The organism is Maritimibacter sp. (assembly GCF_016774595.1).
GTDB classification, from domain to species: domain Bacteria; phylum Pseudomonadota; class Alphaproteobacteria; order Rhodobacterales; family Rhodobacteraceae; genus Maritimibacter; species Maritimibacter alkaliphilus.
Genome location: NZ_JACBWT010000002.1, coordinates 1,639,126 through 1,664,653, shown reverse-complemented (window position 1 = coordinate 1,664,653; position 25,528 = coordinate 1,639,126). Strand labels below are relative to the sequence as shown.

The 25,528-nt window shown below is 63.3% G+C and carries 26 protein-coding genes; 16 read left to right on the top strand and 10 right to left on the bottom strand.

Annotated features, from left to right (window positions below; genetic code table 11):
- Positions 1–28: 28 nt before the first annotated feature.
- From HOY44_RS19350 to guaA, 6 genes are all read right to left on the bottom strand, one after another.
- Positions 29–889: an ATPase gene (locus HOY44_RS19350; protein WP_287437020.1), complete on the bottom strand. Its 861-nt coding sequence runs from the start codon at positions 887–889 to the stop codon at positions 29–31.
- Between the two features lie 60 nt (positions 890–949).
- Positions 950–1,312, bottom strand: coding sequence for a hypothetical protein (locus HOY44_RS19345; protein WP_287437018.1), 363 nt, complete (start codon positions 1,310–1,312; stop codon positions 950–952).
- The gene (locus HOY44_RS19340) at positions 1,309–2,223 is read right to left on the bottom strand and encodes a DMT family transporter (RefSeq protein WP_287437016.1); all 915 of its coding nucleotides are present in this window, start codon (positions 2,221–2,223) and stop codon (positions 1,309–1,311) included. The genes HOY44_RS19345 and HOY44_RS19340 overlap by 4 nt, the downstream gene beginning before the upstream one ends.
- A 15-nt stretch (positions 2,224–2,238) precedes the next feature.
- The gene (locus tag HOY44_RS19335) at positions 2,239–2,388 is read right to left on the bottom strand and encodes a hypothetical protein (protein ID WP_008328770.1); all 150 of its coding nucleotides are present in this window, start codon (positions 2,386–2,388) and stop codon (positions 2,239–2,241) included.
- 305 nt (positions 2,389–2,693) lie between these two features.
- Entirely contained in the window at positions 2,694–4,604 is a 1,911-nt protein-coding gene (locus HOY44_RS19330) for an acyltransferase family protein (protein ID WP_287437013.1), read from the bottom strand.
- A gap of 46 nt (positions 4,605–4,650) precedes the next feature.
- Positions 4,651–6,231 (bottom strand): glutamine-hydrolyzing GMP synthase, encoded by a 1,581-nt coding sequence (guaA, locus tag HOY44_RS19325; RefSeq protein WP_287437011.1) that lies wholly within the window; start codon positions 6,229–6,231, stop codon positions 4,651–4,653.
- A gap of 147 nt (positions 6,232–6,378) precedes the next feature.
- Between guaA and HOY44_RS19320 the strand changes: the two genes are divergently transcribed.
- Complete coding sequence (locus HOY44_RS19320) at positions 6,379–6,864, top strand: YciE/YciF ferroxidase family protein (RefSeq protein ID WP_008328788.1); 486 nt, start codon at positions 6,379–6,381, stop codon at positions 6,862–6,864.
- A 146-nt stretch (positions 6,865–7,010) separates the two neighbouring features.
- On the top strand, positions 7,011–8,567 hold the full coding sequence (locus HOY44_RS19315) for a trimethylamine methyltransferase family protein (RefSeq protein ID WP_287437008.1): 1,557 nt from the start codon (positions 7,011–7,013) through the stop codon (positions 8,565–8,567).
- Here HOY44_RS19315 and HOY44_RS19310 read toward each other — a convergent pair.
- Positions 8,558–8,851 carry a DUF6477 family protein gene (locus tag HOY44_RS19310; protein WP_138423184.1) on the bottom strand — a complete coding sequence of 98 codons (294 nt, stop codon included), beginning with the start codon at positions 8,849–8,851 and terminating at the stop codon, positions 8,558–8,560. The genes HOY44_RS19315 and HOY44_RS19310 overlap by 10 nt on opposite strands.
- 242 nt (positions 8,852–9,093) lie before the next feature.
- On the opposite strand from HOY44_RS19310, the gene HOY44_RS19305 reads away from it, so the two are divergent.
- Complete coding sequence (locus HOY44_RS19305; RefSeq protein ID WP_287437006.1) at positions 9,094–10,203, top strand: DUF6456 domain-containing protein; 1,110 nt, start codon at positions 9,094–9,096, stop codon at positions 10,201–10,203.
- Positions 10,204–10,221: 18 nt separating this feature from the next.
- Here the strand turns inward: HOY44_RS19305 and HOY44_RS19300 are convergent, their stop codons facing one another.
- Positions 10,222–10,629, bottom strand: a complete 408-nt coding sequence (locus tag HOY44_RS19300; RefSeq protein WP_008328792.1) for a hypothetical protein — start codon at positions 10,627–10,629, stop codon at positions 10,222–10,224.
- 222 nt (positions 10,630–10,851) lie between these two features.
- Here HOY44_RS19300 and HOY44_RS19295 point away from each other — a divergent pair, with 222 nt between their 5' ends.
- From HOY44_RS19295 to HOY44_RS19260, 8 genes are all read left to right on the top strand, one after another.
- Positions 10,852–11,844: a sensor histidine kinase gene (locus HOY44_RS19295; RefSeq protein WP_287437004.1), complete on the top strand. Its 993-nt coding sequence runs from the start codon at positions 10,852–10,854 to the stop codon at positions 11,842–11,844.
- Between the two features lie 149 nt (positions 11,845–11,993).
- Complete coding sequence (locus HOY44_RS19290; RefSeq protein WP_287437002.1) at positions 11,994–13,025, top strand: substrate-binding domain-containing protein; 1,032 nt, start codon at positions 11,994–11,996, stop codon at positions 13,023–13,025.
- Positions 13,026–13,130: 105 nt separating this feature from the next.
- Positions 13,131–14,594 carry a phosphate ABC transporter permease subunit PstC gene (gene pstC, locus HOY44_RS19285; RefSeq protein ID WP_287437000.1) on the top strand — a complete coding sequence of 488 codons (1,464 nt, stop codon included), beginning with the start codon at positions 13,131–13,133 and terminating at the stop codon, positions 14,592–14,594.
- A complete protein-coding gene (pstA, locus tag HOY44_RS19280) occupies positions 14,591–15,922 on the top strand; it encodes a phosphate ABC transporter permease PstA (protein WP_287436998.1) in 1,332 nt (443 codons plus the stop codon). The genes pstC and pstA overlap by 4 nt, the downstream gene beginning before the upstream one ends.
- A 22-nt stretch (positions 15,923–15,944) precedes the next feature.
- The gene (pstB, locus tag HOY44_RS19275; RefSeq protein ID WP_040885434.1) at positions 15,945–16,742 is read left to right on the top strand and encodes a phosphate ABC transporter ATP-binding protein PstB; all 798 of its coding nucleotides are present in this window, start codon (positions 15,945–15,947) and stop codon (positions 16,740–16,742) included.
- A gap of 13 nt (positions 16,743–16,755) precedes the next feature.
- A complete protein-coding gene (gene phoU / locus HOY44_RS19270) occupies positions 16,756–17,481 on the top strand; it encodes a phosphate signaling complex protein PhoU (RefSeq protein ID WP_008328798.1) in 726 nt (241 codons plus the stop codon).
- The gene (phoB, locus tag HOY44_RS19265) at positions 17,478–18,167 is read left to right on the top strand and encodes a phosphate regulon transcriptional regulator PhoB (protein WP_008328799.1); all 690 of its coding nucleotides are present in this window, start codon (positions 17,478–17,480) and stop codon (positions 18,165–18,167) included. Before phoU ends, phoB begins: the two co-directional genes overlap by 4 nt.
- A gap of 319 nt (positions 18,168–18,486) precedes the next feature.
- Positions 18,487–19,320 (top strand): helix-turn-helix transcriptional regulator, encoded by an 834-nt coding sequence (locus HOY44_RS19260; RefSeq protein ID WP_083783333.1) that lies wholly within the window; start codon positions 18,487–18,489, stop codon positions 19,318–19,320.
- A gap of 302 nt (positions 19,321–19,622) precedes the next feature.
- On the opposite strand, the gene tsf is transcribed toward HOY44_RS19260, so the two are convergent.
- Together tsf and rpsB are read right to left on the bottom strand one after the other, a co-directional pair.
- Positions 19,623–20,498, bottom strand: coding sequence for a translation elongation factor Ts (tsf, locus tag HOY44_RS19255; protein WP_138423189.1), 876 nt, complete (start codon positions 20,496–20,498; stop codon positions 19,623–19,625).
- Between the two features lie 88 nt (positions 20,499–20,586).
- Positions 20,587–21,357: a 30S ribosomal protein S2 gene (gene rpsB, locus HOY44_RS19250; RefSeq protein WP_138423190.1), complete on the bottom strand. Its 771-nt coding sequence runs from the start codon at positions 21,355–21,357 to the stop codon at positions 20,587–20,589.
- A gap of 253 nt (positions 21,358–21,610) precedes the next feature.
- Between rpsB and HOY44_RS19245 the strand changes: the two genes are divergently transcribed.
- The 5 genes from HOY44_RS19245 (at position 21,611) to HOY44_RS19225 (ending at position 25,244) form a co-directional block, all read left to right on the top strand.
- Complete coding sequence (locus tag HOY44_RS19245; RefSeq protein ID WP_008328803.1) at positions 21,611–21,946, top strand: cupin domain-containing protein; 336 nt, start codon at positions 21,611–21,613, stop codon at positions 21,944–21,946.
- Positions 21,947–21,997: 51 nt separating this feature from the next.
- Positions 21,998–22,891, top strand: coding sequence for a PfkB family carbohydrate kinase (locus HOY44_RS19240; RefSeq protein WP_008328804.1), 894 nt, complete (start codon positions 21,998–22,000; stop codon positions 22,889–22,891).
- Positions 22,888–23,796 (top strand): pseudouridine-5'-phosphate glycosidase, encoded by a 909-nt coding sequence (locus tag HOY44_RS19235; RefSeq protein WP_287436986.1) that lies wholly within the window; start codon positions 22,888–22,890, stop codon positions 23,794–23,796. Before HOY44_RS19240 ends, HOY44_RS19235 begins: the two co-directional genes overlap by 4 nt.
- A gap of 78 nt (positions 23,797–23,874) precedes the next feature.
- Entirely contained in the window at positions 23,875–24,639 is a 765-nt protein-coding gene (locus HOY44_RS19230; RefSeq protein ID WP_008328806.1) for a DUF502 domain-containing protein, read from the top strand.
- Positions 24,636–25,244: a LysE/ArgO family amino acid transporter gene (locus tag HOY44_RS19225; RefSeq protein ID WP_287436984.1), complete on the top strand. Its 609-nt coding sequence runs from the start codon at positions 24,636–24,638 to the stop codon at positions 25,242–25,244. The genes HOY44_RS19230 and HOY44_RS19225 overlap by 4 nt, the downstream gene beginning before the upstream one ends.
- Positions 25,245–25,528 lie beyond the last annotated feature (284 nt).

The following is a 25,528-nucleotide window of genomic DNA, read 5'->3' as shown; positions in this document are numbered from 1 at the left end:
GAAAGGTTCGGGTGAGATAAGCCTTTGATCACCGGGCCTCAAGGGCCCCCGCGATCAGGTCGTCGAAGTCGTCGGGGGACCGGACCTTCGCCACGTCGTCGGCCTTGACCTTGACCCCCCATTTCTCGGCCATCGCGGCATAGAGCGGGTGGCGGTGGTGCAGCGCCTTGGCATAGGTCGAGCGCACGAAGTCGTCCGGGTCCACCTGATCTTCGCGCAGACCCTTTTCGGCAAGGTAATCGGCCCAGCAGGCTTCGAGAAACGCGGGCTGGTAATACATCGGCTTGGGCGCCTTGATGAAGCGTCGGACGAGTTCCTCGGTATGCGCCTCGGACCCTTCGATCCAGACCATCAGAAGGTTGTCGGACAGGGCGGTGAGCACCGGGTCCGCGGGATCGTGCGGGTCCACGACCTCGCAGATCGAGCCGCCGCTGTCGCAGACGAAGTTGTCGTAGCCGTAAAGCGACTTGGCGCGGCGCACGAAACGCACCGTGTCGAGCAGGGCGTTGATCTCGGCGTCGCGATGCTCGGCCTGCCGCTGCATGTAGACGTCCCACGGCAACCCGTGCTTCGACGGATCGCCGGGTTTGCCGAGATACGTCGAAAGGGGCGCGAGATTGTTGAAGGTGATGTTGGACGCGATATAGACGCTGTCGGTCAACAGAAGCTCGCGCAGAAATGGGTTCTTCATCGCCTCGGACTTGAAATTGTCCGATATGAGCTCGCCCATGTATCGCGTGCCGATCCGGTAATCGACCGAGTAGTGAAACCACGCGCCGCCGTCGCGCAGCATGTTGGACAGGTGCGTCTTGCCCAGCCCGGACATGCCGAACAGCAGCACGCGCTTCGCCGTCGCGTCGCGCCAGTCTTTCGCGGTCTCGTAGATCATCGCCGTCCCTGCCGTGGTTCTTGCCCCGTGTGGTAGCGGGCGGGCGCGGGCAGGGCAAGATCAACCCCGGTCGTCACGCTCCCGTGCCGGGACCGGGCCGCGTTCGGGGTCGAAGGTCAGGCGGCCGGGGCGGCAGGCGCTTTGCGCGATGTCCTCCCACGAACAGCCACGGGCGCGCAGCGTGGCGATACTCGGCCCGCCCACGTCGCCATGTGCGCGCAGGGTCCGGGCTTCGATCAGGCTGCGCATCGGTTCGGGCGTGCGCGCCTTGAACGCAGCGGCAAGTTCGCGGCGCAGGGCATGAAGGTGGCGTGCGATGGTTTCGGGCGCGTGACCGTCGGCCCGCATTCGCTGTGCCTCGCCGTCGAGCGCGTGGACCTCGGCTTCGTATGCGGCGCGAAGGTCGCCCGCGCCACCGCTCATCCGACCCGCGCCCGCGCCTCGCGCACGCTGGCCCGGATGTTGATCCAGTTGGCCGTCAGGATCAGCGCGCCGCCAAGGACCACAGCCAGTTCCAGCCGCTCCTGATAAAGCAGCCACCCGATCAGGGCGATCACGGGGAGGCGGGCGAAGTCGATAGGCATGATCACCGTTGCAGGTGCCAGTTTGAGCGCCGAGGTCAGGCAGAAATGCGCGGCGAGGCCCGCGAAACCGATGATGACGAGCCACGGCGCGGAGGTCGCGGACGGCAGGGCCATGTCGCCGTCGATGGCCGCAAGCGTGAGGCCGAAAACCGCCTGCATCGTCGTCAGGTAGAACAGGATCGAGGCAAGGCTTTGCGTGCGGGTCAGCTTGCGGGTGAACACGGCGGAGCCTGCAAAGCCGATGGCGGCACCCAGCGCGGCCAGCACGCCCGGCTCAAGCTGCACCGAAAACGGTCGCGTCACGACGAGGATGCCGAGAAAGCCCACAAAGGCCGCCAGGGCCCGGGGCGCGGTGATGCGCTCGGCCAGAAAGATCGGCGACATCGCAAGCACCCACAGCGGCGAGGTGAATTCGAGCGCGAAGACCTGTGCGAGCGGGATCACCCCGACCGCGTAGAACCACAGATTCTGCCCAGTGAAATGGGACACGTTGCGCACGAAATGCAGGCCCAGTTGGCGGCGTCCGACGCTGCCCCAAAGCCCGCGCGCGGAAATCACGGACACCACGATCACGATGCCGACGCAGGAGCGGTAGAACATCAACTCGAAAGTGTCGTGGTCGAGGCTCACCTCACGTCCCGCCACGGCCATGGTCGTGAAACAGGCAATCGCACCCAGCATCCAGAGCGAGGCGCTCAGGATCGGGTTCACTGTCGGGGCCAGACCCTGCTCGTTCGCGCCATCGATCATGGCGCGACCCTGCCGTCAGCCGGTGGGAACCGCAAGCATAATGAACGCGAAAAATCCGACGACGACGATGGCTGGAATGGCCGCCATCGCGATCAGCGACCCCGGCTTCTGCCAGCCCGGCTTTTCGTTGAAACACGATCCGCAGTAATTGCTCGCAAGCCGCATACGATGCCCGCACGCGGTGCATTTGAAAATCCTGATTGCCATTCCGTCCCCACGGCAGGCTATTTACAAAAGTCCTTAACGGTCGAAGCAGCCTCTCCGCACCGTCTGAATCAAGACGGAGCCAGTGTCCGTCGGCGACTCGTTAACATGCTATTTCCACATGACAAAGTGAGTTGTGCGGGCGACGGTCCCTTTTGCGCGCCGTGGTCCCAAAACGCTTTGGGTCGCATCATTTTTTTGCGGCCGGCATCGGCCTAGGCCGGTTTCGATCAGAGCTTGTGCAGAATGAAAATGCCGGAGCTTGCCTAGGGTGAGCCTAGGTTCGTGTCCCACATCCTGCGGAAATCGGGCGTGTCGAACAGCTTTTCGACCATGATCGTTTCGCCCCGCGCCGTTGTGTGGCCGCCGTCCGGGGTCAAAGGCGCTCCGTCCTCGTCTATCACCCGGCACCCTTTGCCGGTCTCGCAAAAGGCGTCGTTCACATTAAAATACGCGCGCCCGGTCATGCGCGAGCGGGCCTCATGGATAAGGTCGATCATGGGCGGCGCGGGATCGACCACCGTATATGCTGCGTTCGTGTCGATATCCGCGACCCGCTCGGTGCGTGCGCGCAGGGCACTCAGCGAGTTGTATTTCACATCGCCGAAGGTGGTCGCTTCCAGAAACGCGACCCGCCCCGGCGCAAGTGCATCGAGATGATCGTAGGTTCGTGGCATCTCGCGGGTCGGCAGAACATCCCATGCGCTGCGCACGAGCGTCAGATCGGCTTCGCGCACGAGAGCATCGAGGTCCGGATCACCGACGCGCGGCTTCCAGTTCTGGCATTGTTTGTCCGAGGGGTCGAGAAACGCGGCAAGGTCCGGGGTGTCGCGGAGCACGTTTTTGCACCTGCGCGGAATGGTGACCAGAACCACGTCGAGCCGGGAAAGTTCGGCGGTCGGAGATGCGCGCAGGCCCTCGTACAGATCCTTGGCGAAGCTGTCCCCGATGATGAGGAGCTTGGGTTTGCCCGATCCGAAACCGGCCCGTGACGCCACCTGCCGGAAATCGTCATCCGGCCTGTTGTCGAGCGCCGCGACGAAAGCGCGTTCCGTTTCGCTGAGGCGAGAGGCGAACCCTTGGGTCAGGTGAGCGCCCAAACCGGCAGCGGCCAGTGCGACCATCCCAAGGGCCGACCACGCGAAAATGCGCTGTCGCGTCCATGTTTTGGAGGATCGGTCGCGAAAGGGCCGCTCGACATATCGCCAGCTCAGAAACGCCAGCGCGAAGGTCATCAAGACGAGAGCGCCACCCAAAGCCAGATCGAAGGACTCGGCGTAGCGAAGTCTTGCGAAAGCGAACAGGGGTTGGTGCCAGAGATAGGCGCTGTAGCTCACCAGACCGATCGCGACCGGAATGCGCGACCCCAGCATCCGACGCACCAAGGTCTCGCCCGAGCCGAACAGAATGATGAGCGCGACGCCCGCGACCGGAACGACCGTGATGAGGCCCGGAGAGGGTGTCGTGTCGTCAAACTCGAAAATCGGGACGATGACCATCGCCAGCCCCGCCAGTGAAAAAAGCTGGTTCGGTGCGACAGTCCGGCGGCTCATGACGAAGGCCACGAGCGACCCCGCGAACAACTCCCACGCGCGAAAGACCGTCAAATAGAAGTTCGCCGTCGGCGCCTTGCGCCAACCCACTTCGCTCAGGCCAAGACTGATAAGGGCGATGACCCCGATGATCGTGAACGCCGCCTTGCGCCCCAGCCGCCACGCGAAAAACAGGAGGATCGGGAACAGAAGGTAGTATTGCTCTTCGACCGCAAGGCTCCACGTGTGGAGAAGCGGTTTTTCCTCGGCCGCCGGGGAAAAATACCCGGCTTCACGCCAGAACAGGACATTCGAGACGAACAGGACGACCGCGATCAGGCTTCGACCGAATTCCTCCATCTGTTCGGGCAGCATCCATGCCCAAGCGAAGGGAATGCAGGCCAGCATTACCACGAACAGTGCCGGCAGGATGCGCCGCGCCCGGCGTTCGTAAAAGGTGACGAGGCTGAAACGACCCGCTTCGATGTCGTTCAGAAGGATTGTCGTAATCAGGTAGCCGCTGATGACGAAAAAGACATCGACGCCGATGAAGCCCCCGCTGAAAAGCGAGGCGCCTGCGTGGAAAAGAATGACAGGCACCACCGCGACGGATCGCAGGCCGTCGATCTCGGGGCGATAGTTCATTTCAACGTATTGAACCGGGTGTGGACCATATCGCGCATGACCGTCATCACTCCCACTCGATCGTCCCCGGAGGTTTCGAGGTGATGTCGTAGGTCACGCGGTTGATGCCTTGCACTTCGTTGATGATCCGCGTCGCGGTTTCGCCGAGGAATTCGTGGCTGAACGGATAGTAATCCGCCGTCATCCCGTCGACGCTGGTCACCGCGCGAAGCGCGCAGGCGTAATCATAGGTGCGCCCGTCGCCCATGACGCCCACAGTGCGCACGGGAAGGATCGCGACGAAGGCCTGCCAGATCTCGTCATAGAGGCCATGCTTGCGGATCTGGTCGATATAGACCGCATCCGCCTTGCGCAGGATGTCGAGCTTGTCGCGCGTGATCTCGCCCGGACAGCGGATCGCGAGGCCGGGACCGGGGAAGGGGTGGCGACCGATGAAGCTCGCTGGCAGTCCCAGCTCATGCCCCAGCGCGCGCACTTCATCCTTGAACAGCTCGCGCAGCGGTTCGACCAGCTTGAGTCCCATCTTTTCCGGCAGACCACCGACGTTGTGGTGGCTTTTGATCGTGACGCTCGGACCGCCCGAGAACGAGACGCTCTCGATCACGTCCGGGTAGAGCGTGCCTTGGGCAAGGAAATCCGCATCGTCGATCTCGCTCGCGTATTTCTGGAACACGTCGATGAAGAGTTTGCCGATGGTCTTGCGCTTCTGCTCGGGGTCCGAGACGCCCTCAAGCTCCCCAAGGAACAGATCGCTCTCGTCCGCATGGATCAGCTTCATGTTGTAGTGGTCGCGGAACATCGTGACCACTTCTTCGGCCTCGTTGAGCCGGAGAAGGCCGTGATCCACGAAGACGCAGGTCAGCTGGTCGCCAATCGCCTCGTGCAGCAGAACCGCCGTCACGGACGAGTCGACGCCGCCGGACAGACCGCAGATCACGTGGGACGAGCCGACCTGTTCGCGGATCTTGGCGATGGCTTCCTCACGGTAGGCGCCCATCGTCCAGTCGCCCTTGAAGCCTGCGTCGCGCACGAAGTTCTCATAGAGCGTCTTGCCGTTCGGGGTGTGATGCACCTCCGGGTGGAACTGCACGGCGTAGAACCGTCGCTCCAGGTCGGCGGTGATCGCGAAGGGCGCGTTGGGCGAGGTGCCGTAGACCTTGAACCCCGGCGCGATCTTGGACACGTGGTCGCCGTGGCTCATCCACACCTGCTCGCGCCCCGTGCCATCCATGAACCAGCCGTTGAGCGCGTCGATCCGTTCTTCGGTCGGGGTCACATAGGCGCGGCCGAATTCGGCGGTGCCGTGACCGCGCAGAACCTCGCCGCCCAGCATGTGCATCATGACCTGCTGGCCATAACAAATGCCAAGGATCGGAACCCCGAGGTCGAAAACGCTTTCCGGCGGGCGCGGCGAGCCTTCGTCGATCACGCTGGCCGGACCGCCCGAGAAGATCACGGCTTTCGGCGCGAACTCTTTCAGGAACGCATCGGTCACGTTCTGATAGGGGTGGATTTCGCAATAGACGTTCAACTCGCGCAGACGCCGCGCGATGAGCTGCGTCACCTGGCTGCCGAAGTCGATGATGAGAAGGCGCTGATGATCGCGCTGCGGGTCCGTGATGCTCATGGGCAAAGCAAATACGCGCCGCGCCACAGGCGCGCAAGCGCCCATCCGCCACAATCGACACGCAGGCCGGGAACCCTGAGGCCGGCAGTCTCGTTTAGAGCCACAGACCCCCGGACGGGTCCAACCCCAACATTAGCGAGGCTAACCATGAACACCCTAGATGCCCTGTTCAAACATTTCCTGCGCGACATTTACTATGCCGAAAAGCAGGTGCTGAAGACTCTGCCGAAAATGGCCCGCAAGGCCGACTCGGACGACCTCAAGACCGCCTTCGAAGATCACCGCGAAGAAACCGAGACCCAGATCGAAAACCTTGAGAAGGTGTTCGAGCATCTCGGGCTCAAGGCCCGTGGGGTCACCTGCGACGCGATCAACGGGATCCTCGACGAAGGCAAGGAGATCATGGAGGAAGCCGACGATCCCGATACCCGTGACGCGGGCATGATCGCGGCGGCGCAGGCGGTCGAGCATTACGAGATCACGCGCTACGGCACCCTGATCGCCTGGGCCAAGACCCTTGGGCTCGACCCCGAGGTCGGCAAGCTGTTGCAGGCGAATCTCGATCAGGAATACGACGCCGACCGCAAGCTGTCGAAACTGGGCGAGGACAGCCTGAACCGTCAGGCGGCCTGAGCCGGGGCAGGCGGGGCCCCCGGTTTCACGGCCCCGCCTGATCCAGCTTCGGCCCCGCGTCGTTTTCGCGCGTCAAATGTCGCAAACCCTCCCGACCCGGTGTCTGGGGCGGGCTATCAGGTGGCAGGATCAGCGCGGAGAACGATATGTCCGAAGAAGTGGCGACCGGCGAACGCAAAAGGCGGGCACGGGGCGGAGGCGGCGCGGCACGACGCGCGGAACGCACGGCCCCGCGATTCGACTCGGCCCCCGTGATCGTGCGCAAGACGCCGACGCTGGACATTCTGAACGACGAGGCCTTGTCGATCATCGAAACCAACGCGGAAACCGTGCTGGAAGAGATCGGGGTGGTGTTCGCCGAGAACCCCGGCGCGCTTGAGCGTTGGCGCGCGGCGGGGGCGGACGTGCGGGGGGAGCGGGTTCATATCCCCCGTGGCCTCGCCCGCGAACTGTGCAGGACCGCGCCCTCGTCTTTCACGCATCACGCCCGAAACCCCGAGCGGTCGGTCGAGATCGGCGGCAACAATCTCGTCTTCGCGCCGGTCTATGGCCCGCCCTTCGTGCGCGATCTGGACGGTGTGCGCCGTTACGCCACGATCGAAGATTTCCGGACCTTCGTGAAGCTGGGCTATATGTCGAAATGGGTCCACCTGTCGGGCGGCACCCTGTGCGAACCGACGGACGTTCCGGTGAACAAGCGTCATCTCGACATGCTCCATGCCCACATGACGCTGTCGGACAAGCCCTATATGGGTGCCGTGACCGACAAGGACTGGGCCGCTGATTGCGTCGAGATGTCCAAGATCCTGTTCGGGGCCGAGTTCGTCGACCAGAACGCGGTCATGACCTCGCTGGTCAACATCAACTCGCCGCTCACCTTCGACAGCGTCATGATGGGCACGCTCGAAACCTATGCCGCCGCCAATCAGGCCTGCATCGTGTCGCCCTTCATCGTCGGCGGTGCGATGGCGCCCGTGTCGGTGGCGGGCACGCTGACGCAGGTGCTGGCCGAGGTGATGGCGGGCGTCGCCTATTCGCAACTGGTGCGCAAGGGTGCGCCTGTGATCTTCGGCGCCTTCGTGACCTCGATCGACATGAACTCCGGCGCGCCGACCTTCGGGACGCCCGAGGCCACGCAGATCACGCTCGGCGCCGGGCAGCTTGCCCGCCGCATGGGGCTCCCGTTCCGTTCGTCCGGCGCGTTCACCGGATCAAAGCTGCCGGATGCGCAGGCGGGCTATGAAAGCGCGAACAGCCTGCAGATGGGGATGAATGCGGGCGTCAATTTCATGCTGCACGCCTGTGGCTGGCTCGAAGGCGGGCTGGTGTCGAGCTTCGAGAAATTCGTGCTGGATGCCGATCAGCTCGGAACGGTCCACAAATTCGCGGCGGGCGTCGCGATCGACGAGAACGCGCAGGCGATGGACGCGCTGCGCGAAGTGGGGCCGGGCGGGCACTACCTTGGTTGCGCCCACACGCAGGTCAATTTCAAGGACGCGTTCTGGCGCTCAGAGGTGCTCGACTACAAACCCTACGAGACCTGGTTCGAAGAAGGGGCGCGGGATTCGTCGACGCTCGCCAATGTCCGGGTGCGCAAGCTGCTCGGCCAATACGAGGCTCCGGTGATGGACCCCGCGGTGCGCGAAGCCATCGAAGCCTTCGTGGCGCGCCGCAAGGCCGAGATGCCCGACGCCTACAGCTGAACCTGATCGGGTGCGGCGAGGCTGCGGGCCTCGGCGATGATCGCGGTCAGCAACTCGATGTGCCGCGCGGGGGAGTAATCCGCGCCCCCGCTCCGGCGGAGGCTTTCCACCTGTTCTTCGTGCAGGAGCAGCTCGTCGATGGTGTGGTCATGGCGGGCGGGCGTCTTGCCCAGAATTCGCGGCAAGGCCCGCTTGCGATCATAGCCATCCAGAGCGAAGCGGGCGGCCTTCATCAAGAGTTTCGGGCGTTTCATCTGGCTGAGTCGGGTGATCGCGGGTCGCATCGTATCCTCCGTTGAGCGTGATTCGATGTCGTTGTCGCACAACCTAGACGAGTGTTGCGTCACGGCCCCGCGCTGCGTGCGATGCCTTTAGAAGGCTTTATTCGATGCGGCGACATTGTGACCGCATCGTTGAGAGCCTGTGGATAAACCGTCAAATTGTGGATTGTCTGTGGATAACGACTCGCGTTAAGGTTGTATCGCTTCCAGATTGGAAACGGTTCGACACGGGATGAGGACAGAACATGCGGACACATGCCCAGCAGTCTTTCGGATCGCGCCAACGACTTCCGGCCTGGGTGCCGGACACGGTTCGGACCTATCTGGCACATGTCGAAGACGGCACGTCGCTGCGCAATATCGCGCGGGAAACCGGCGTTCATGCGTCGACGGTGATGCGGCAGGTCAGGCGGTGCGAGGGATTGCGGGACGATCCGCTGGCGGACGCGGCTCTCAGGTCACTTGAAACGCTTTGGCATGGCTCGGGCCGCGACAGCGGACCGGACCGCCACGGAGGCACCGCGAAGACCATGACCCGCATACCGAACGACCATGACCGCATCGACCGCGAAGCCCTGCGCGCGCTCCGGGCCCTGACCGAACCGGGCGCGCTGCTTATCATTGCCGAGGGTGTCGAGGACGCCGTCGTCGTCGCGCATGTCGAAGACGACCGGCCCGTCCGCCGTGCGGTGGTGCCGCGCGACGTGGCCGAAATCCTCGCCCTGAAAGAATGGATCGAAGGGCGCACGCGGGGCCGCCTGAGCCGCTATTCCATCACGCCGTCGGGCCGGACCGAGCTTGGCCGGCTGATGGCCCAGAACGAGTCGCGCAAGGTCGCCTCGATCTCGGAGGTGACGAAAACGACCGCGAAACCGGTGCAGGGGGCGCAGAAGAAACCGCGCACCGCGGGTGCGGAGCCGCCGTTGCGGGTTCTGGCCCGGCGCAAGCGCGGCGACGGGTCGGCGTTTTTGTCCAAACCCATGGTGCGTGCGGCGGAACGGTTTCGCGAAAGCTACGAAATCGCCCGCGCCGGGGGCGCCATCGGCGATGATCTGGGCGCCCTTCTCGAAGGGCATGTCCGTCCGGCGATGCCGTCGGGTGGCGGCGCGACCGCGCTCGCCATCCCGCGCCATATGACCGCGTTCCAAAGTCTCGCCAAAGCGATCGACAAGCTCGGCCCGGAACTGTCCGAGGCCGTCATCCTGTCATGCTGTGACGAAACGGGCATGGAAGAGATCGAGGACCGGCTCGATTTCCCGGCACGGTCGGGCAAGATCGTTCTGCGGATCGCGCTGAATACGCTGGTGCGCCACTATGAAACGGTGGGCGACGAGGGTCACGATCTGATCTATTGACCCTGCGCCGCCCGAGGTTCAGACCGCACGCGATTCCGGCGTGCGGGCCACCACCAAAACGTCGAAATCCAGCCCGGGAAAACTGCGCCGGATTTCACGTTTGACCATCTCGGGGCGCGGAATGTCCTCGGCGAAGGCGCGGTAACGCCCGCCGAATCCGCTGTCCACCAGACGATAGGCGAGTTCCACGCAATCGAACCCGCTCGACATGAGCGGCGAAAGCACCACATCGGGCCGATGCAACTCCATCAACTCGGTCGTCAGTTCGGCGAAATCCACGAAACGCGTTCCGGGAAGGTCACCGACCTTATCGTTCGTGTTGGCCGCGTTCGATGAGCCGACGGCGAGTACGCGCAACGCCTCGGCACCTGTGCCTGTCGATGCGTCGATCCAATCGATGTTTTTGGTTTTATCCGGTTGACTCATTGCTCGGCTAAACCCCCTAGGAGTTATCAGGGTAAGTCCCTGTCCAAGTCACGCCACTGTAGTATGAGAGAAGTATTGATAGATTGCAAAGTGAACCTTTGGGCATTTAACCGAATAGATCAGTAACTTAGCGGGTGCGGTCGCGCGGCCACATTCAAAGGGATAGGCGAAGGCGAAAGCGGCAACGAAATGGATGCGGATACTTTCATCAGGGCGATTCCGATGCCCTGCGCCGTCATCGGTGCGGACCAGAGACTCGCGGCGCTCAATCCCGCTGCGGAGCGGCTTTTCGGTGGTGCCGTTCTGGGTCGGCACTACGCGGCGGTGTTCCGTCAGCCAGCCCTTCTCGACCGGATCGAGACCGTCATGCAGACCCGCGTGCCCGCGCAGGCGCGCCATATCGCATCGGGCGAGGCGCGGGAGCGGCTTTACGACGTGTCGATCACGCCGCTCGACGCCGGAATGGGCACGATCCTCGCCTTCGACGATGTGACGGCGCTGGAAGAAGCGGGCGAGATGCGGTCGGAATTCGTGGCCAACGTCAGCCACGAACTGCGCACGCCGCTGACCGCCATTTCGGGCTTCGTCGAAACCCTGCGCGGCCCGGCGCGCGACGATGCCGGCGCCCGCGAACACTTTCTGAAGATCATGGAAAGCGAGACGCGGCGGATGCACCGTCTGGTGGACGACCTGCTTTCCCTGGCCAAGGTCGAGGACACCGAGGGGTTGCGACCGACCGAGCAGCAGGATGTGGCGGAACTCCTGTTGAACGCCGCGTTGAACTTGCAGGGGCAGGCGGATGATCGGCTGGTGCAGCTTCATGTGCGCGGCTGCGACGCGCCCGTCATGGCCCCGGCGGACCCCGATCAGCTTACGCAGGTGTTCACGAACCTGATCGAGAACGCGATCAAATACGGTGGCAGCGGCGGCGAGGTCACGGTCACCCTGTCTCAGGTTCAGAACGATCCCCGACTGCGCGGGCCGGGCCTGATCGTCGCGGTCACGGACAAGGGCGAGGGCATCGACGAACGGCACCTCGGCCGGTTGACCGAGCGATTCTATCGGGTCGACGATCACCGCTCCCGCGGGATGGGCGGCACCGGGCTGGGCCTTGCCATCGTCAAGCATATCGTGAACCGACATCGCGGGCGTCTGCGGATCGAAAGCACGCCGGGGCAGGGGAGCACGTTCAGCGTGGCCTTGCCGACGCGCTAGACAACCCGCGCGAGTTGTCCACATCTGATTTGGACTGTGTTACACGCTTGTTACAAAACTGTCGCAAAACCATAGCGGACTCACCCTAGTGAGGCGCCCAGTGCGATGCGGAACGTGTCGCCTGCTGCAAACCAAACCAGGAGACACTCATGTCCTTTGCGAAACTGACCGCCTCGACCCTGGCGATCGCTGCCATGACCACCGGCGTTGCCGTCGCGCGTGACCAGGTCCAGGTGGCTGGCTCGTCCACCGTGCTGCCCTATGCCTCGATCGTCGCCGAAGCCTTTGGCGAAAACTTCGACTTCCCGACCCCGGTCGTGGAATCGGGCGGCTCCTCGGCTGGCCTCAAGCGCTTCTGCGAAGGCGTCGGTGAAAACACCATCGACATCGCGAATGCCTCGCGCGCGATCCGTGAAAAGGAAATCGCCGCCTGTGCCGAAGCCGGCGTGACGGACATCATCGAAGTGCGCATCGGCTACGACGGCATCGTGTTCGCCTCGCAGCTGAACGGCCCGGAGTTCACCGCCTTCACCGAAAACGACATCTTCAACGCGCTGGCGCCCAAGGTCATGGTCGACGGCGAGCTGGTCGACAACCCGCACACCAAGTGGTCGGACTTCAACGCCGATCTGCCGGACGCCGAAATCCTCGCCTTCATCCCCGGCACCAAGCACGGCACGCGCGAAGTTTTCGAGGAAAAGGTGATCGCGGCTGGCTGTGAAGCCACCGGCGCGATGGAAGCCATGATCGCCGGCGGCATGTCGGAAGACGACGCCGAAGACGCCTGCCTGATGGTGCGCACCGACGGCATGTCGGTCGACATCGACGGCGACTACACCGAAACGCTCGCCCGTATCGACGCGAACACCAACGCCATCGGCGTCTTCGGCCTCGCGTTCTACGAGAACAACACCGACAAGCTGAAAGTGGCGACCATGTCGGGCGTCGAGCCGACCACCGAGACCATCGCCGCTGGCGATTACCCGGTGTCGCGCCCGCTCTACTTCTACATCAAGAAGGCCCACATCGGCGTCATCCCCGGCCTGAAGGAATACGCCGAGTTCTTCGTCGCTGACGAGATCGCCGGCCCCGACGGCCCGCTGTCGAACTACGGCCTCGTCGCCGATCCCGAGCTTGCCGCCACGCAGGCCATGATCGCGAACGAAGAGACCATGAACTAAGGTCTTCAGACCTTCGAAACCGGTCGGCGCGGGGGTGACTTCGCGCCGATCTTTACCGCGGGAAAGACGTACGGTGCGTTTCCCGAACCTAAAGGTGGCCCGCCGATGTCCCCTCTGATCCTTCTCGCCATCGTCCTTGCGCTCACGGTCGCAGGCTATGTCATGGGCCGCCAGCGCGCGGTCGGTTCGGTCGATGACGTGCGAATGCTGCACAGTCTGCCGAATTTCTACGGGATGAACGTGGCGATGCTCGCCTTCGTCCCCGCCGTCCTGCTGCTCGCCATCTGGGTCATCGTGCAGCCGCTCGTCGTCGCCGGGCAGGTGCGCGGCGATATTCCCGATACGCTTTACGAGACGCGGGGCGAACTCAGCCTCGTGATGTCGGACGTGCAGCGCGTGGCCTCGGGCCTCGACACCGCGATCGCCCAAGGCGTTATCGCGCCGGGTGATATCGAAGGGCTGGACGCGACCACGGTCCGCGACACGCTGGGCGGTGTCGGCGTCGCGCTCGGCTCGGACGTGAGCGAAGAGGTTCTGGCCGCCGCGCTCGACTATCGCGCCGCGTCCAACACCGGGGATTGGGTGCGCACCGTCGTCGTGCTCGTCGTCGCCATCGCCGGGTTCCTTTACGCCTATCTCGGCACCTCGGGCACGCTGCGGGCGCGCAACCGGGTCGAGACCGGAATCCTGATCCTGCTCATCACCGCCGCGCTCATCGCGATCCTGACGACGCTGGGCATCGTGCTGTCGCTTCTGTTCAATACAATCGAGTTCTTCGGCCTTTACCCGGCGGACGAGTTCTTTTTCGGCACCACTTGGTCGCCCTCGTTCGGTGGCGGCTCGCAACTGGGTATCCTGCCGCTTCTGTGGGGCACGCTCTATATTTCGCTGATCGCGCTGGCGGTGGCCGTGCCCATCGGCCTGTTCGCCGCGATCTATCTGTCGGAATACGCAAGCTCCAAGGTGCGCAGCGTCGCCAAACCGATGCTCGAGGTGCTCGCGGGAATTCCCACCATCGTCTACGGCCTGTTCGCGCTGCTGACCGTCGGTCCGCTTCTGGTCGGCATTTTCGGGGACGGTGGCATTCTGGGCGTCGGCTGGATGCAGGGCGGAACCGCCGTGATGACCGCCGGGCTCGTCATGGGGATCATGCTGATCCCCTTCGTCTCCTCGCTGTCCGATGACATCATCAACGCGGTGCCGCAGGCGATGCGCGACGGTTCCTACGGCCTTGGCGCGACGCAATCCGAAACGATCCGTCAGGTGGTCATGCCGGCCGCCCTTCCGGGCATCGTCGGCGCGATCCTTTTGGCCGCCTCGCGCGCCATCGGTGAGACGATGATCGTCGTGCTCGGGGCAGGGGCGGCGGCCCGCCTGTCGCTGAACCCGTTCGACGCCATGACGACGGTGACCGCCAAGATCGTGAGCCAGCTCACCGGCGACGCGGACTTCGCCAGCCCAGAGGCGCTGGTCGCCTTTTCACTGGGCATGACGCTCTTCGTCGTGACCCTCGCCCTAAATGTCCTCGCCCTCTACATCGTGCGCAAATACCGGGAGCAGTACGAATGACCGACGCGACCAACACCGGCTCGCTCTACGACGTCGACGCGCGCACGAAAAAGCGCAACGCGGCCGAGAAACGGTTCAGGATCTACGGCATGATCGCCATCGGTCTGGGGCTCGTGTTCCTCGTGGCGCTGCTGTCCACCATCGTCGTGCGCGGCATCCCGGCGTTCCAGCAGACCAAGCTGACGCTGCCTATCGCGCTGCCCGAAGAAACGCTCGACAAGTCCGGCGTGCGCGACATCGAGGTGATGAAGAAAGTCTCGACCTTCGGATACAACCCGCTCATCGAACAGGCGCTGGCCGACGCGCTGGTCGCGAATGGCATCGAAAACCCGTTTGAGGATGCCAAGGGGCTGAAGCCGATCCTGTCGTCGTCGGCCGCCGCCGTCGTGCGGGACGAGGTGCTGGCGAACCCGGATCTGGTGGGCACGACCCACAGCTTCGAGATTCTCGCGGCGAGCCGGGTGGACGGCTACCTCAAGGGCCGGGTGACGCGCGAAAGCGTGGCGCGTGACAACAATATCGACGCGGCCCATTTCGACGTGGTGGATGCGTTGCGCGACGCAGGCATCATCGCCAAGGGCTTCAACTTCGACTTCATCACCGGGGCGGATGCCTCGGAAAGCCGACCGGAGCAGGCGGGGATCGGGGTGTCGATGCTGGGTTCGCTCTTCATGATGTTCGTCGTGCTCGGCCTGTCGCTGCCCATCGGCGTCGCGGCCTCGATCTATCTGGAGGAGTTCGCGACCCAGAACCGCTTTACCGACATCATCGAGGTGAACATCTCGAACCTCGCCGCCGTGCCGTCGATCGTCTTCGGTATTCTGGGTCTGGCCGTGTTCATCCAGTTCATGCACCTGCCGCAGTCGGCCCCGCTGGTCGGCGGTCTGGTCCTGACGCTGATGACGCTGCCGACGATCATCATCTCGACCCGCGCGTCGCTGAAGGCGGTGCCGCCGTCGATCCGCGAGGCGGCCTTGGGCATCGGCGCGTCCAAGATGCAGACGGTGTTTCACCATGTCCTGCCGCTGGCCATGCCCGGCATCCTCACCGGGACCATCATCGGACTGGCGCAGGCGCTTGGGGAGACCGCGCCGCTGCTTCTGATCGGGATGGTTGGCTACATCGCGTCGAACTACCCGGACGGGGTGGCGAGTGGGTTCCTCGACCCGAACTCGGCCATGCCCGCGCAGATCTACGAATGGGCCAAGCGTGCCGATCCGGCTTACTACGAACGGGCATGGGGCGGGATCATCATCCTGCTCGTGTTCCTCATGACCATGAACATCCTGGCGGTGATCCTGCGCCGTCGTTTCGAGCGCCGCTGGTAATCGCGGGCAGGGGGAACTTATGATGAAAGACAATGTAGAAAACAAAGTCGGGGTGGATGCGATGAACGTGAAGTTCTCAGCAAGGGACGTGCAGGTCTATTATGGCGACAACCATGCCATCAAGGACGTGAACGTCGACATCCTCGACAAGACCGTGACGGCCTTCATCGGCCCGTCGGGCTGCGGCAAGTCGACCTTCCTGCGGTCCCTGAACCGGATGAACGACACGATCCCGATCTGCCGGGTCGAGGGCGATATCCTGCTCGACGGCGAAGACATCAACGCGCCGCAGGTGGACCCGGTGCAATTGCGCGCCAAGGTCGGGATGGTGTTTCAGAAACCCAATCCGTTTCCCAAATCGATCTACGACAACATCGCCTATGGCCCGCGCATTCACGGGTTGGCCCGCAACAAGGCGGAACTCGATGAAATCGTTGAAAAATCCCTACGCCGCGGCGCGATCTGGGACGAGGTGAAGGATCGTCTCGACGCGCCCGGCACCGGGTTGTCGGGCGGTCAGCAGCAGCGCCTGTGCATCGCGCGGGCGGTGGCGACCGAGCCGGAAGTGCTGCTGATGGATGAACCCTGTTCGGCGCTCGACCCCATCGCCACGGCGCAGGTCGAGGAACTGATCGACGAGCTCAAGGCCAGCTATTCGGTCGTGATCGTCACGCACTCGATGCAGCAGGCCGCGCGCGTCAGCCAGAAGACCGCGTTCTTCCATCTGGGCAACCTCGTCGAATACGACGACACGACGACAATCTTCACCAATCCGCGCGACACGCGGACGGAAAGCTACATCACCGGCCGTATCGGCTGAGGAGGGCAGAGACATGAACGATCCCCATATCGCAAAAGCCTTCGACCGCGATCTCGAAGCCATTCAGGCGCTGGTCATGAAAATGGGCGGGCTGGTCGAAGAAGCGATCCGCGAAGCCGCCAAATCGCTCAAGACCCGCGACACGGAGCGTGCCGAAAAGGTGCGTCAGGGCGACCGCAAGATCGACGAGCTTGAAGACCTCATCAACACCCAGTGCGCGCAGCTTCTGGCGATCCGGCAGCCGGCCGCGACCGATCTGCGGACCGTGCTGACGGTGATGAAGATCGCCGGCAATCTCGAACGCATCGGCGACTATGCCAAGAACATCGCGAAACGGACCGAGGTTCTGTCGCACATGCAGCCCATCGAAGGGGCCTCGAGCGCGATTCGCCGCATGTCGAAAGAGGTCGAGGCGATGTTGTCCGATGCGCTCGACAGTTACATCCGCCGGGATGCGACGGTGGGCGAGGATGTGCGGCACCGTGATCTGGAAGTCGACCAGATGTATAACGCGCTGTTCCGCGAATTCCTGACGTTCATGATGGAAGATCCGCGCAACATCACCGCCTGTATGCACCTGCATTTCATCGCCAAGAACATCGAACGCATGGGCGACCACGTGACCTCGATCGCGGATCAGGTGATCTATCTGTCCACGGGCCAGTTCCCGGATGACCAGCGACCCAAGGACAACCAGTCCATCTACAAGGTCGAGGGGTTCGAAGAGGCGGACGAATGAGCACCGACAAGCCGCTCGTGCTGCTGGTCGAGGATGAACCGGCGCAACGGGAAATCCTGCGCTACAACCTCGCATCCGAAGGCTATGACGTGTCGATCGCCGAGAACGGCGACGACGCGATGGTGCTGGTCGAGGAAATCGGGCCGGACCTGATCCTGCTGGACTGGATGCTGCCGGGGGTTTCGGGGATCGAGATCTGCCGCCGTGTGAAATCGCGACGCGAGACGACGGATATTCCCGTCATCATGCTGTCGGCCCGGTCGGACGAGATGGACCGGGTGAGGGGGCTGGAAACCGGCGCCGACGATTACATGGTCAAACCGTTCTCGGTGCAGGAACTGATGGCGCGCATCCGCACGCAATTGCGCCGCACGCGGCCCGCGAGTGTCGGGCAACAGCTTGCCTATGAGGACATCATCCTCGACGGCGAGACCCATCGCGTCACGCGCGGCGGCGATCCGATCAAATTGGGTCCGACCGAATTCCGGCTTCTGACGACCTTCATGGAAAAACCGGGCCGCGTCTGGAGCCGTGAACAACTTCTGGACCGGGTCTGGGGCCGTGACGTCTATGTCGATACACGGACCGTCGATGTCCATGTCGGGCGGCTGCGCAAGGCGCTGTGCAAGACCGGGGGGGACGATCCGTTGCGCACGGTTCGGGGCACGGGATACGCGCTTGGCTAAGGCGCGTTTGCGTTTATTGCTTCGAGGGGAGCGCAGGTTTCCTAAATGCATAGTTTCGGGCGGCTAATATGGCTTATGCGTATAATCAGTATTATGTAAAATAACCGTACGCCGGATTAAACGAAACTTTCCAATACCTTACCAAGACCTTCTGTCGCACTATCACACTCGCAAATAGCAAAAAATTCGCATTTTGTGTGCATATACACTCGACAACCCATACGAATGGTGGCTTTCTTCGGGCTCAAATGACACTCTGCCGTCAAGGGGCGTTCACGAAAGTGGGACGACGGAGTGCAAGCGACGGGATGAGGTACTGATGCTTGATGTGCTCGAACACATCGTGCGAGCAAGAACGCTCCAACAAGTCTGGCAATTGCATTGCGACAGGATGGCGACATTCGGGTTCGACAGGCTGATTTACGGATATACGCGCTTCGCGACGCCCAACTCGGTTGGCGAGCTGATCGACGCGCTGTTTCTGACCAACCACAATCCAACCTATTTCCGGCAGTTCATCGAGGAACGCATGTTCCTGCACGCGCCCCTCACCCGCTGGGCGCGTGAGAATGAAAGCGGATACTGCTCCTGGGGTGCGCTGTGGACGCGGCCTGAGGATCTGACCGAGAAAGAGCTGGAGGTGATCGCCTTCAACCGCGCGATGAACGTGACCGCGGGATACACGGTGGCGGTTCCGACCGCGTCGGATCGGTCGCATGCGCTGTTCGCGCTGACCGGCGCGCATGGGCTGACCCAGCAGGATCTGGACGAGATCTGGGCGGAAAACGGCAAGGAAATCGATGTGTTATGCAACATCGTTCACCTGAAGATCGCCTCGCTGCCGATCGAGACCAACCGCCCCAAGCTGTCCAAGCGCCAGTTGGAAGTGCTGGAATGGGTGTCGGAAGGCAAATCGAACCAGGATGTCGCGACGATCATGGACGTCTCGGTCCCGACCATCGAAAAGCACCTGCGCCTCGCGCGGGAAAAGCTGGGTGTGGACACCACCGCGCAAGCCATTGCCAAGATTACCTTCCTGAACCAGATCCACGTGCGCAGTTCGCAAGGTGGCGCGGTGCAGTTGAACGACGATGTGGATGACGGATCGTCCTATGTCAGCCGCCGGTTGCGCCGCGCGGACGAGGACTACTGACGGTTGTCAAACACGTCCAAAAGGGTAAGGAAAACCAGCAGAAAGTAAGGAAAACCTTACTGGTATCTCGCGAAGAAATGCGAGATTGTGTCTCTGTTCCGTGAGTGGTGGCAATTGATGCCTTTGGAACTGGGGATGGGGCACTCGCGATTTCGGGATCGCTCCATTCCCGTCTCACCCCCTGCCGATCTCAGCTTCAATCGTCAGCCCGTTGTCGGCCAAAGAAAAACCCGGCACGCGTCTGCGCACCGGGTTCTGTGATGCGTGGGCCGGGCACCCTGCCCGACCCGATCCTATGCGGATCAGGCGCCGGCGGCCTTGGCCACTTCGGCGGCGAAGTCTTCTTCGACCTTCTCGATGCCTTCGCCGACTTCCATGCGGATGAAGCCGGTGATCGTCGCGCCCGCTTCTTTCGCGGCCTGCTCGACCGTCAGGTCCGGGTTGATGACGAAGTTCTGGCCCAGAAGCGTGACTTCCGAGAGGAACTTCTTCATGCGGCCTTCGATCATCTTCTCGATCACCTGCTCCGGCTTGCCGGATTCGCGAGCGATCTCGATCTGGATCTGACGCTCTTTCTCGACGATGGCCGGATCGAGCGAGGCTTGATCGAGCGAAGCCGGGTTCGCGGCGGCGACGTGCATCGCGACCTGCTTGCCGAAGGCTTCGTCACCGCCGGTCATCGCGACGAGGACACCGATCTTGCCGAGGCCGTCGGCGACGGCGTTGTGCACGTAGGTCACGACCGTCTCGCCGGAGATCTTCTCCATGCGGCGCACGCCCATGTTCTCACCGATCTTCGCGATGGCGTCGGTAATCATGGTCGAAACCGGCTTGCCGTCGATGTCGGCCTCTTTCAGCGCGTCCACATCGGCCACGTTCAGCGCGGCGGCGGCGATCTTGGTGACCATGCCCTGGAATTCGGCGTTCTTGCCGACGAAGTCGGTTTCCGAGTTCACTTCGACCGCGATGCCGGTGTCGCCCGACACGGCGACGGCGACGAGGCCCTCGGCAGCGGTCCGGCCCGATTTCTTGGCGGCGGTGGCAAGACCCTTGGTGCGCAGCCAGTCCATCGCGGCGTCCATGTCGCCATCGGTCTCGGTCAGCGCCTTCTTGGCATCCATCATGCCCGCGCCGGATTTCTCGCGGAGTTCTTTCACTTGTGCAGCGGTGATCGCCATCTTGGCTCTCCTTCGTAATGTACGGGGTCCGTTAGAAACGGGTCCGAGGGCGGTGTGCCCGCCCTCGGTTACAGGACTGTGACGAAGATCAGGCTTCGGCCTGCTCTTCGGCGACAGCTTCCTCGACCATGCCTTCTTCCAGCGCGCCGACGTCGATGCCGGCGGCTTCGAGCTGACCGGACATGCCGTCAAGCGCGGCGCGGGCGGCCAGATCGCAGTAAAGCGCGATGGCACGGGCGGCGTCGTCGTTGCCGGGGATGATGTAGTCAACGCCATCGGGCGAGCAGTTGGAATCGACCACGGCCACGACCGGGATGCCCAGCTTGTTGGCTTCCTTGATGGCGAGGTCTTCCTTGTTCACGTCGATGACGAACAGGAGGTCGGGACGGCCGCCCATTTCGCGGATACCGCCGAGCGAAAGCGTCAGCTTCTCCTGATCGCGTTCCATGCCCAGACGCTCTTTCTTCGTCAGGCCTTCGGCACCGGCGGCGAGCTGCTCGTCATAGGCCTTGAGGCGGTTGATCGACTGCGACACGGTCTGCCAGTTGGTCAGCGTGCCACCGAGCCAGCGGTGGTTCATGTAGTACTGGGCCGATTTCTCGGCGGCTTCGGCGATCGGCTTCGACGCCTGACGCTTGGTGCCGACGAACAGGATGCGGCCGTTCTTCGCGACCGTTTCACGGATCACGTTCAGGGCGGCGTCCAGCATCGGGACGGTCTGGGTCAGGTCGAAAATGTGGATGCCGTTCCGCTCACCGTAGATGAACTCGCCCATGCGGGGGTTCCAACGCTGAGTCTGGTGGCCGAAGTGAACGCCAGCTTCCAGAAGCTGACGCAGAGTGAATTCAGGGAGCGCCATGTCCAAGTTCCTTTTCCGGTTTGCGCCTCGGCGGGGCTTCTAGGTTTGGACGAAAGCTTCGTCCTCACCAACCGGTGGACCTGCACGGGATTTCTCCCCGTCAGGCCCGACCCCGCCTGTGAAGTAGGGCGGCCATTACGGGGCTTTGGCCCTGTTGGCAAGGGGTTTCGCGGTTTTTCAGCTTGTTTTCGCTGAAATTGGCGTAGGGTCGGATCAAAGGGCCCGCAATCAGGCGGGCGGGACAGGAGGATCAATGGCATTTCCCGACTTCATACAGGCGTTCCCCGCGCTCGACATCCCGTTTCCCGAGGATGTGGTTTCAGCGCGCGCGATCCAATCCGACGCGGGCCTCGTCGTCTTCTTCACCTTCCATCAGGATTTCGAGATCCCGGAGCACAGCCACAAATGGCAATGGGGCACGCTCGTCTCGGGCGAGATCGAAATGACCATCGACGGCGAGGTGCAGACCTGCGGCCCGGGCGACACTTGGAACCTGCCGACGGGCGTGCCTCATAGTGCGCGCATCAAGGCCGGGACAACCGCCATCGACGTGTTCGAGGAAGCGGATCGGTATCCTTTGCGCGCCTGAGGCTGGTGAACCCGGCTTGCGCATCGGCGCATGGGTTGCCAAAAGCGGCCAATGAACGGGACAAGCGATATTCTTTGCATCGGCAGCGTGCTGTGGGACGTGATCGGGCGCACCGACGCGTCGATGCGGCAGGGCAATGACGTGCCGGGGCGGATCACGCGTCTGCCGGGCGGCGTGGCGCTGAACATCGCCATGACGCTGAAACGGTTCGGGCTGACCCCTGCCCTGTTGTCCATCGTCGGCTCGGACCCCGAGGGCGACGAACTCGTCACCGCCTGCGACGACATGGGGCTTATCACCGCCTTTCTGCTGCGCGATGCACGGCTGCCGACCGACAGCTACATCGCCATCGAGGATAACGGCGGGCTGGTCGCGGCGATGTGCGACGCGCATTCGCTGGAGGCGGCGGGCGACCGTATCCTCGCGCCGCTGTTCGATGGCCGGTTGGGGAGCGCCGAGGCCCCCTACAGCGGCCCCGTGGCGCTGGACGGGAACCTGACCGAGGCGCTGCTCATCGACGTGGCCGAGCACCCTGCACTGCGCAAAGCCGACCTCAGGATCGCCCCGGCCAGCCCCGGCAAGGCGACGCGCCTGACCCCGCTGCTCGCCCATCCCGGCGCGACGCTTTACGTCAATCTGGAAGAGGCAGGGTTGATCCTTGGCCGGACCTTCGACGCGGCCTTCCACGCCGCCGATGCGCTGGTCGCCGCCGGGGCGACGCGCGCACTGGTGACGGATGGCGCACGGTCGGCGGCGCTTGGCGAATATGCCGGCACGATCAGCGATACCCCGCCACGGGTTCCGCAAAAACGCGTGACCGGCGCAGGCGACACCTTCATGGCGGCCCATATCGCGGCGGAAAGGCGCGGCGAAAGCGGTGCGGTCGCGCTGCGCACGGCGCTGAACGCCGCCGCCACTTATGTATCGGGAGAGGACCCCGCATGATCGACATTCATTACTCGCCCGAAGTGGCCGACGCGCGCGCATCCGGCGCCCCCCTCGTGGCGCTGGAAAGCACCATCATCACCCACGGGATGCCGTGGCCGCAGAACGTGGAAACGGCGCGCGAGGTCGAGGCGACGATCCGCGCCGAGGGGGCCGTGCCCGCGACCATCGCGGTCTTGTCGGGCCGCTTGCACGTGGGCCTGACGGACGACGAGCTCGAGACGCTGGGTCAGGCCAAGGACGTGGCCAAGCTGTCGCGTGCCGACATCGCGGCCTGTATCGCCACGGGCGGCACAGGGGCCACGACCGTGGCCGCGACGATGATCGCGGCGCATCTGGCGGGCATCCGGGTCTTCGCGACCGGCGGGATCGGCGGTGTGCATCGGGGCGCCGAAACCTCGTTCGACATCTCCGCCGACCTGATCGAACTGGCCACGACGCCCGTGACCGTGGTGGCAGCCGGGGCCAAGGCCATTCTGGATCTGCCGAAAACTCTGGAAGTGCTGGAAACCAACGGGGTGCCCGTCATCGCCTATGGTCAGGACGACTTCCCGGCGTTCTGGTCGCGTGCGTCCGGTCTTGGCGCACCGCTCAGGATGGACAGCGCAGAAGACATCGCACGGGAAGCCGAGACGCGCGCTGCGATGGGCCTGTCGGGCGGGCAACTCGTCGCCAACCCGATCCCGCGGGAATACGAGATCGCGCAAGAGGTGATCGGCCCGATCATCGAGGCCGCGCTGGACGAAGCCGAGGCGCAGGGGATCAAGGGCAAAGCCGTCACGCCCTTCCTGCTCGACCATATCTTCCGGGCGACCGATGGCGCTTCGCTCACCGCCAATATCGCCCTCGTTCTGAACAATGCGCGCCTTGGGACGGGGATTGCGCGGGCGCTTGCAGGAAAGTGATACCACGGCGGATCCTCACCATTGCCGTGCCGCGCCGCAGCGCCTAGATAGCGTGTAACGCCCGAACCCCGGACCATTATGAACGCCAAGCCCACCCCGCCCGACCATCCGCGCAGACGCCGTCGCTTCTTCGCAGGGTTCAGGAACAATTTTCTCACGGGGCTGGTCGTCGTCGCGCCCATCGCGCTGACCATCTGGCTGATCTGGACCTTCATCGGCTGGATCGACGGCTGGGTGCTGCCCTTCGTGCCGAAAAGCTACCACCCGGACATGCTGATCCAACGCTACCTCGGCGACAAGGAGTGGTTCATCGCCGTCTTCGGCGAGAACGTGACGGTGAACATCCGGGGCCTCGGCGTCGTCATCTTCCTGCTGTTCACGATTTTCGTCGGCTGGATTGCCAAGGGGATTCTCGGACGTCAGTTCATCGCATGGGGCGAAAACCTCGTCGATCGGATGCCCATCGTCCGCTCGCTCTACAACGGGATCAAGCAGATCGCCGAGACGGTCTTCGCGCAGACCGACACCAAATTCGACAAGGCCTGTCTGGTCGAATATCCCCGCAAGGGGCTGTGGGCCATCGCCTTCATCTCGACGAACGCGAAGGGTGAGATCGCCAAGCGCATCCCGGTGGATGAAGAGATCATATCGGTGTTTCTGCCGACCACGCCGAACCCGACCTCGGGCTTCCTTTTGTTCGTGCCGCGCCATTCGGTGATCGAACTCGACATGACGGTCGAGGATGCGGCGAAACTCGTCATTTCGGCGGGCCTCGTCTATCCGAACAAGAAAGACACGGTGGAAAACAAAGGCGGCACACCGCTGCCCAAACCGGCGGAATGACGGCGGCGCTGACCGGGTTCGCGACCGGCTTTTCCCTGATCCTCGCCATCGGCGCGCAGAACGCCTTCGTCCTGCGCCAAGGGCTTTTGCGCAGCCATGTGTTCTGGCTGTGCCTGTTCTGCGCGGCGTCCGACGCGCTTCTCATCACCGCAGGCGTCGCGGGCTTCGGTGCGATGGTCGCGGCGGCACCCTGGCTGCCACTCGTGATGAGCCTCGGGGGGGCTGCGTTCCTGATCGTCTACGGCCTCACCCGGCTCATCGCGGCATGGCGCGGCGGCGATGCGATGGAGATCGGCGGCGCTGACCATTCGCTGTGGAAGACACTGGCGATCGCGGCGGCGTTCACATGGGCCAATCCGCATGTCTACCTCGACACACTCGGCCTGATCGGTGCCGTGTCCACGCAATACCCCGACTGGCCCACCCGCATCACCTTCGGTGCCGGGGCCGTCATCGCGAGTTTCGTTTTCTTCTTTGGCCTTGGTTACGGCGCCCGGTTCCTCGCGCCCATCATGCGCTCGGCGCGGGCGTGGCAGGTGCTCGACCTTTTGATCGGGCTGACGATGCTGGCGATTGCGGCGAAGTTGATCGCGGGCGTTCTTTGACGGGCGGGCGTGGCGACGAAGGCTTCATGAAGCCACCCTTCCCCATAATCCTGATCGAAAGATAGACCCGCTCGGCGGATTGCCGCGCCCCCGACCGAACACCAAAAAAAACGCCGGCACTAGGGCCGGCGTTCAGTCATTGAGGCAGGTTTCATACAGGCAAGAAACCTATCGAGCAGTGCCCTCAATATAGAGGCAGCAACTTCAAAGTCCAAGCTAAAAGTTTGAAAAGCCAAGGAACGCCCACTAGGCTCGCCACAAACAGGCGCAGTACGGGGGACCGT

Excerpts from the sequence above, each read along its gene's own strand:
- pstC (WP_287437000.1), top strand. The coding sequence starts at position 13,131 with ATGTCCCCTCTGATCCTTCTCGCCATCGTCCTTGCGCTCACGGTCGCA.
- HOY44_RS19330 (WP_287437013.1), bottom strand. The coding sequence starts at position 4,604 with ATGAACTATCGCCCCGAGATCGACGGCCTGCGATCCGTCGCGGTGGTG.
- HOY44_RS19310 (WP_138423184.1), bottom strand. The coding sequence starts at position 8,851 with ATGCGACCCGCGATCACCCGACTCAGCCAGATGAAACGCCCGAAACTC.
- HOY44_RS19335 (WP_008328770.1), bottom strand. The coding sequence starts at position 2,388 with ATGCGGCTTGCGAGCAATTACTGCGGATCGTGTTTCAACGAAAAGCCG.
- pstB (WP_040885434.1), top strand. The coding sequence starts at position 15,945 with ATGAAAGACAATGTAGAAAACAAAGTCGGGGTGGATGCGATGAACGTG.
- HOY44_RS19340 (WP_287437016.1), bottom strand. The coding sequence starts at position 2,223 with ATGATCGATGGCGCGAACGAGCAGGGTCTGGCCCCGACAGTGAACCCG.
- HOY44_RS19305 (WP_287437006.1), top strand. The coding sequence starts at position 9,094 with ATGCGGACACATGCCCAGCAGTCTTTCGGATCGCGCCAACGACTTCCG.
- phoB (WP_008328799.1), top strand. The coding sequence starts at position 17,478 with ATGAGCACCGACAAGCCGCTCGTGCTGCTGGTCGAGGATGAACCGGCG.
- HOY44_RS19235 (WP_287436986.1), top strand. The coding sequence starts at position 22,888 with ATGATCGACATTCATTACTCGCCCGAAGTGGCCGACGCGCGCGCATCC.
- HOY44_RS19295 (WP_287437004.1), top strand. The coding sequence starts at position 10,852 with ATGCCCTGCGCCGTCATCGGTGCGGACCAGAGACTCGCGGCGCTCAAT.
- HOY44_RS19225 (WP_287436984.1), top strand. The coding sequence starts at position 24,636 with ATGACGGCGGCGCTGACCGGGTTCGCGACCGGCTTTTCCCTGATCCTC.
- HOY44_RS19345 (WP_287437018.1), bottom strand. The coding sequence starts at position 1,312 with ATGAGCGGTGGCGCGGGCGACCTTCGCGCCGCATACGAAGCCGAGGTC.
- HOY44_RS19240 (WP_008328804.1), top strand. The coding sequence starts at position 21,998 with ATGAACGGGACAAGCGATATTCTTTGCATCGGCAGCGTGCTGTGGGAC.
- rpsB (WP_138423190.1), bottom strand. The coding sequence starts at position 21,357 with ATGGCGCTCCCTGAATTCACTCTGCGTCAGCTTCTGGAAGCTGGCGTT.
- HOY44_RS19290 (WP_287437002.1), top strand. The coding sequence starts at position 11,994 with ATGTCCTTTGCGAAACTGACCGCCTCGACCCTGGCGATCGCTGCCATG.
- HOY44_RS19320 (WP_008328788.1), top strand. The coding sequence starts at position 6,379 with ATGAACACCCTAGATGCCCTGTTCAAACATTTCCTGCGCGACATTTAC.
- HOY44_RS19315 (WP_287437008.1), top strand. The coding sequence starts at position 7,011 with ATGTCCGAAGAAGTGGCGACCGGCGAACGCAAAAGGCGGGCACGGGGC.
- tsf (WP_138423189.1), bottom strand. The coding sequence starts at position 20,498 with ATGGCGATCACCGCTGCACAAGTGAAAGAACTCCGCGAGAAATCCGGC.
- HOY44_RS19260 (WP_083783333.1), top strand. The coding sequence starts at position 18,487 with ATGCTTGATGTGCTCGAACACATCGTGCGAGCAAGAACGCTCCAACAA.
- HOY44_RS19300 (WP_008328792.1), bottom strand. The coding sequence starts at position 10,629 with ATGAGTCAACCGGATAAAACCAAAAACATCGATTGGATCGACGCATCG.
- phoU (WP_008328798.1), top strand. The coding sequence starts at position 16,756 with ATGAACGATCCCCATATCGCAAAAGCCTTCGACCGCGATCTCGAAGCC.
- HOY44_RS19350 (WP_287437020.1), bottom strand. The coding sequence starts at position 889 with ATGATCTACGAGACCGCGAAAGACTGGCGCGACGCGACGGCGAAGCGC.
- pstA (WP_287436998.1), top strand. The coding sequence starts at position 14,591 with ATGACCGACGCGACCAACACCGGCTCGCTCTACGACGTCGACGCGCGC.
- guaA (WP_287437011.1), bottom strand. The coding sequence starts at position 6,231 with ATGAGCATCACGGACCCGCAGCGCGATCATCAGCGCCTTCTCATCATC.
- HOY44_RS19230 (WP_008328806.1), top strand. The coding sequence starts at position 23,875 with ATGAACGCCAAGCCCACCCCGCCCGACCATCCGCGCAGACGCCGTCGC.
- HOY44_RS19245 (WP_008328803.1), top strand. The coding sequence starts at position 21,611 with ATGGCATTTCCCGACTTCATACAGGCGTTCCCCGCGCTCGACATCCCG.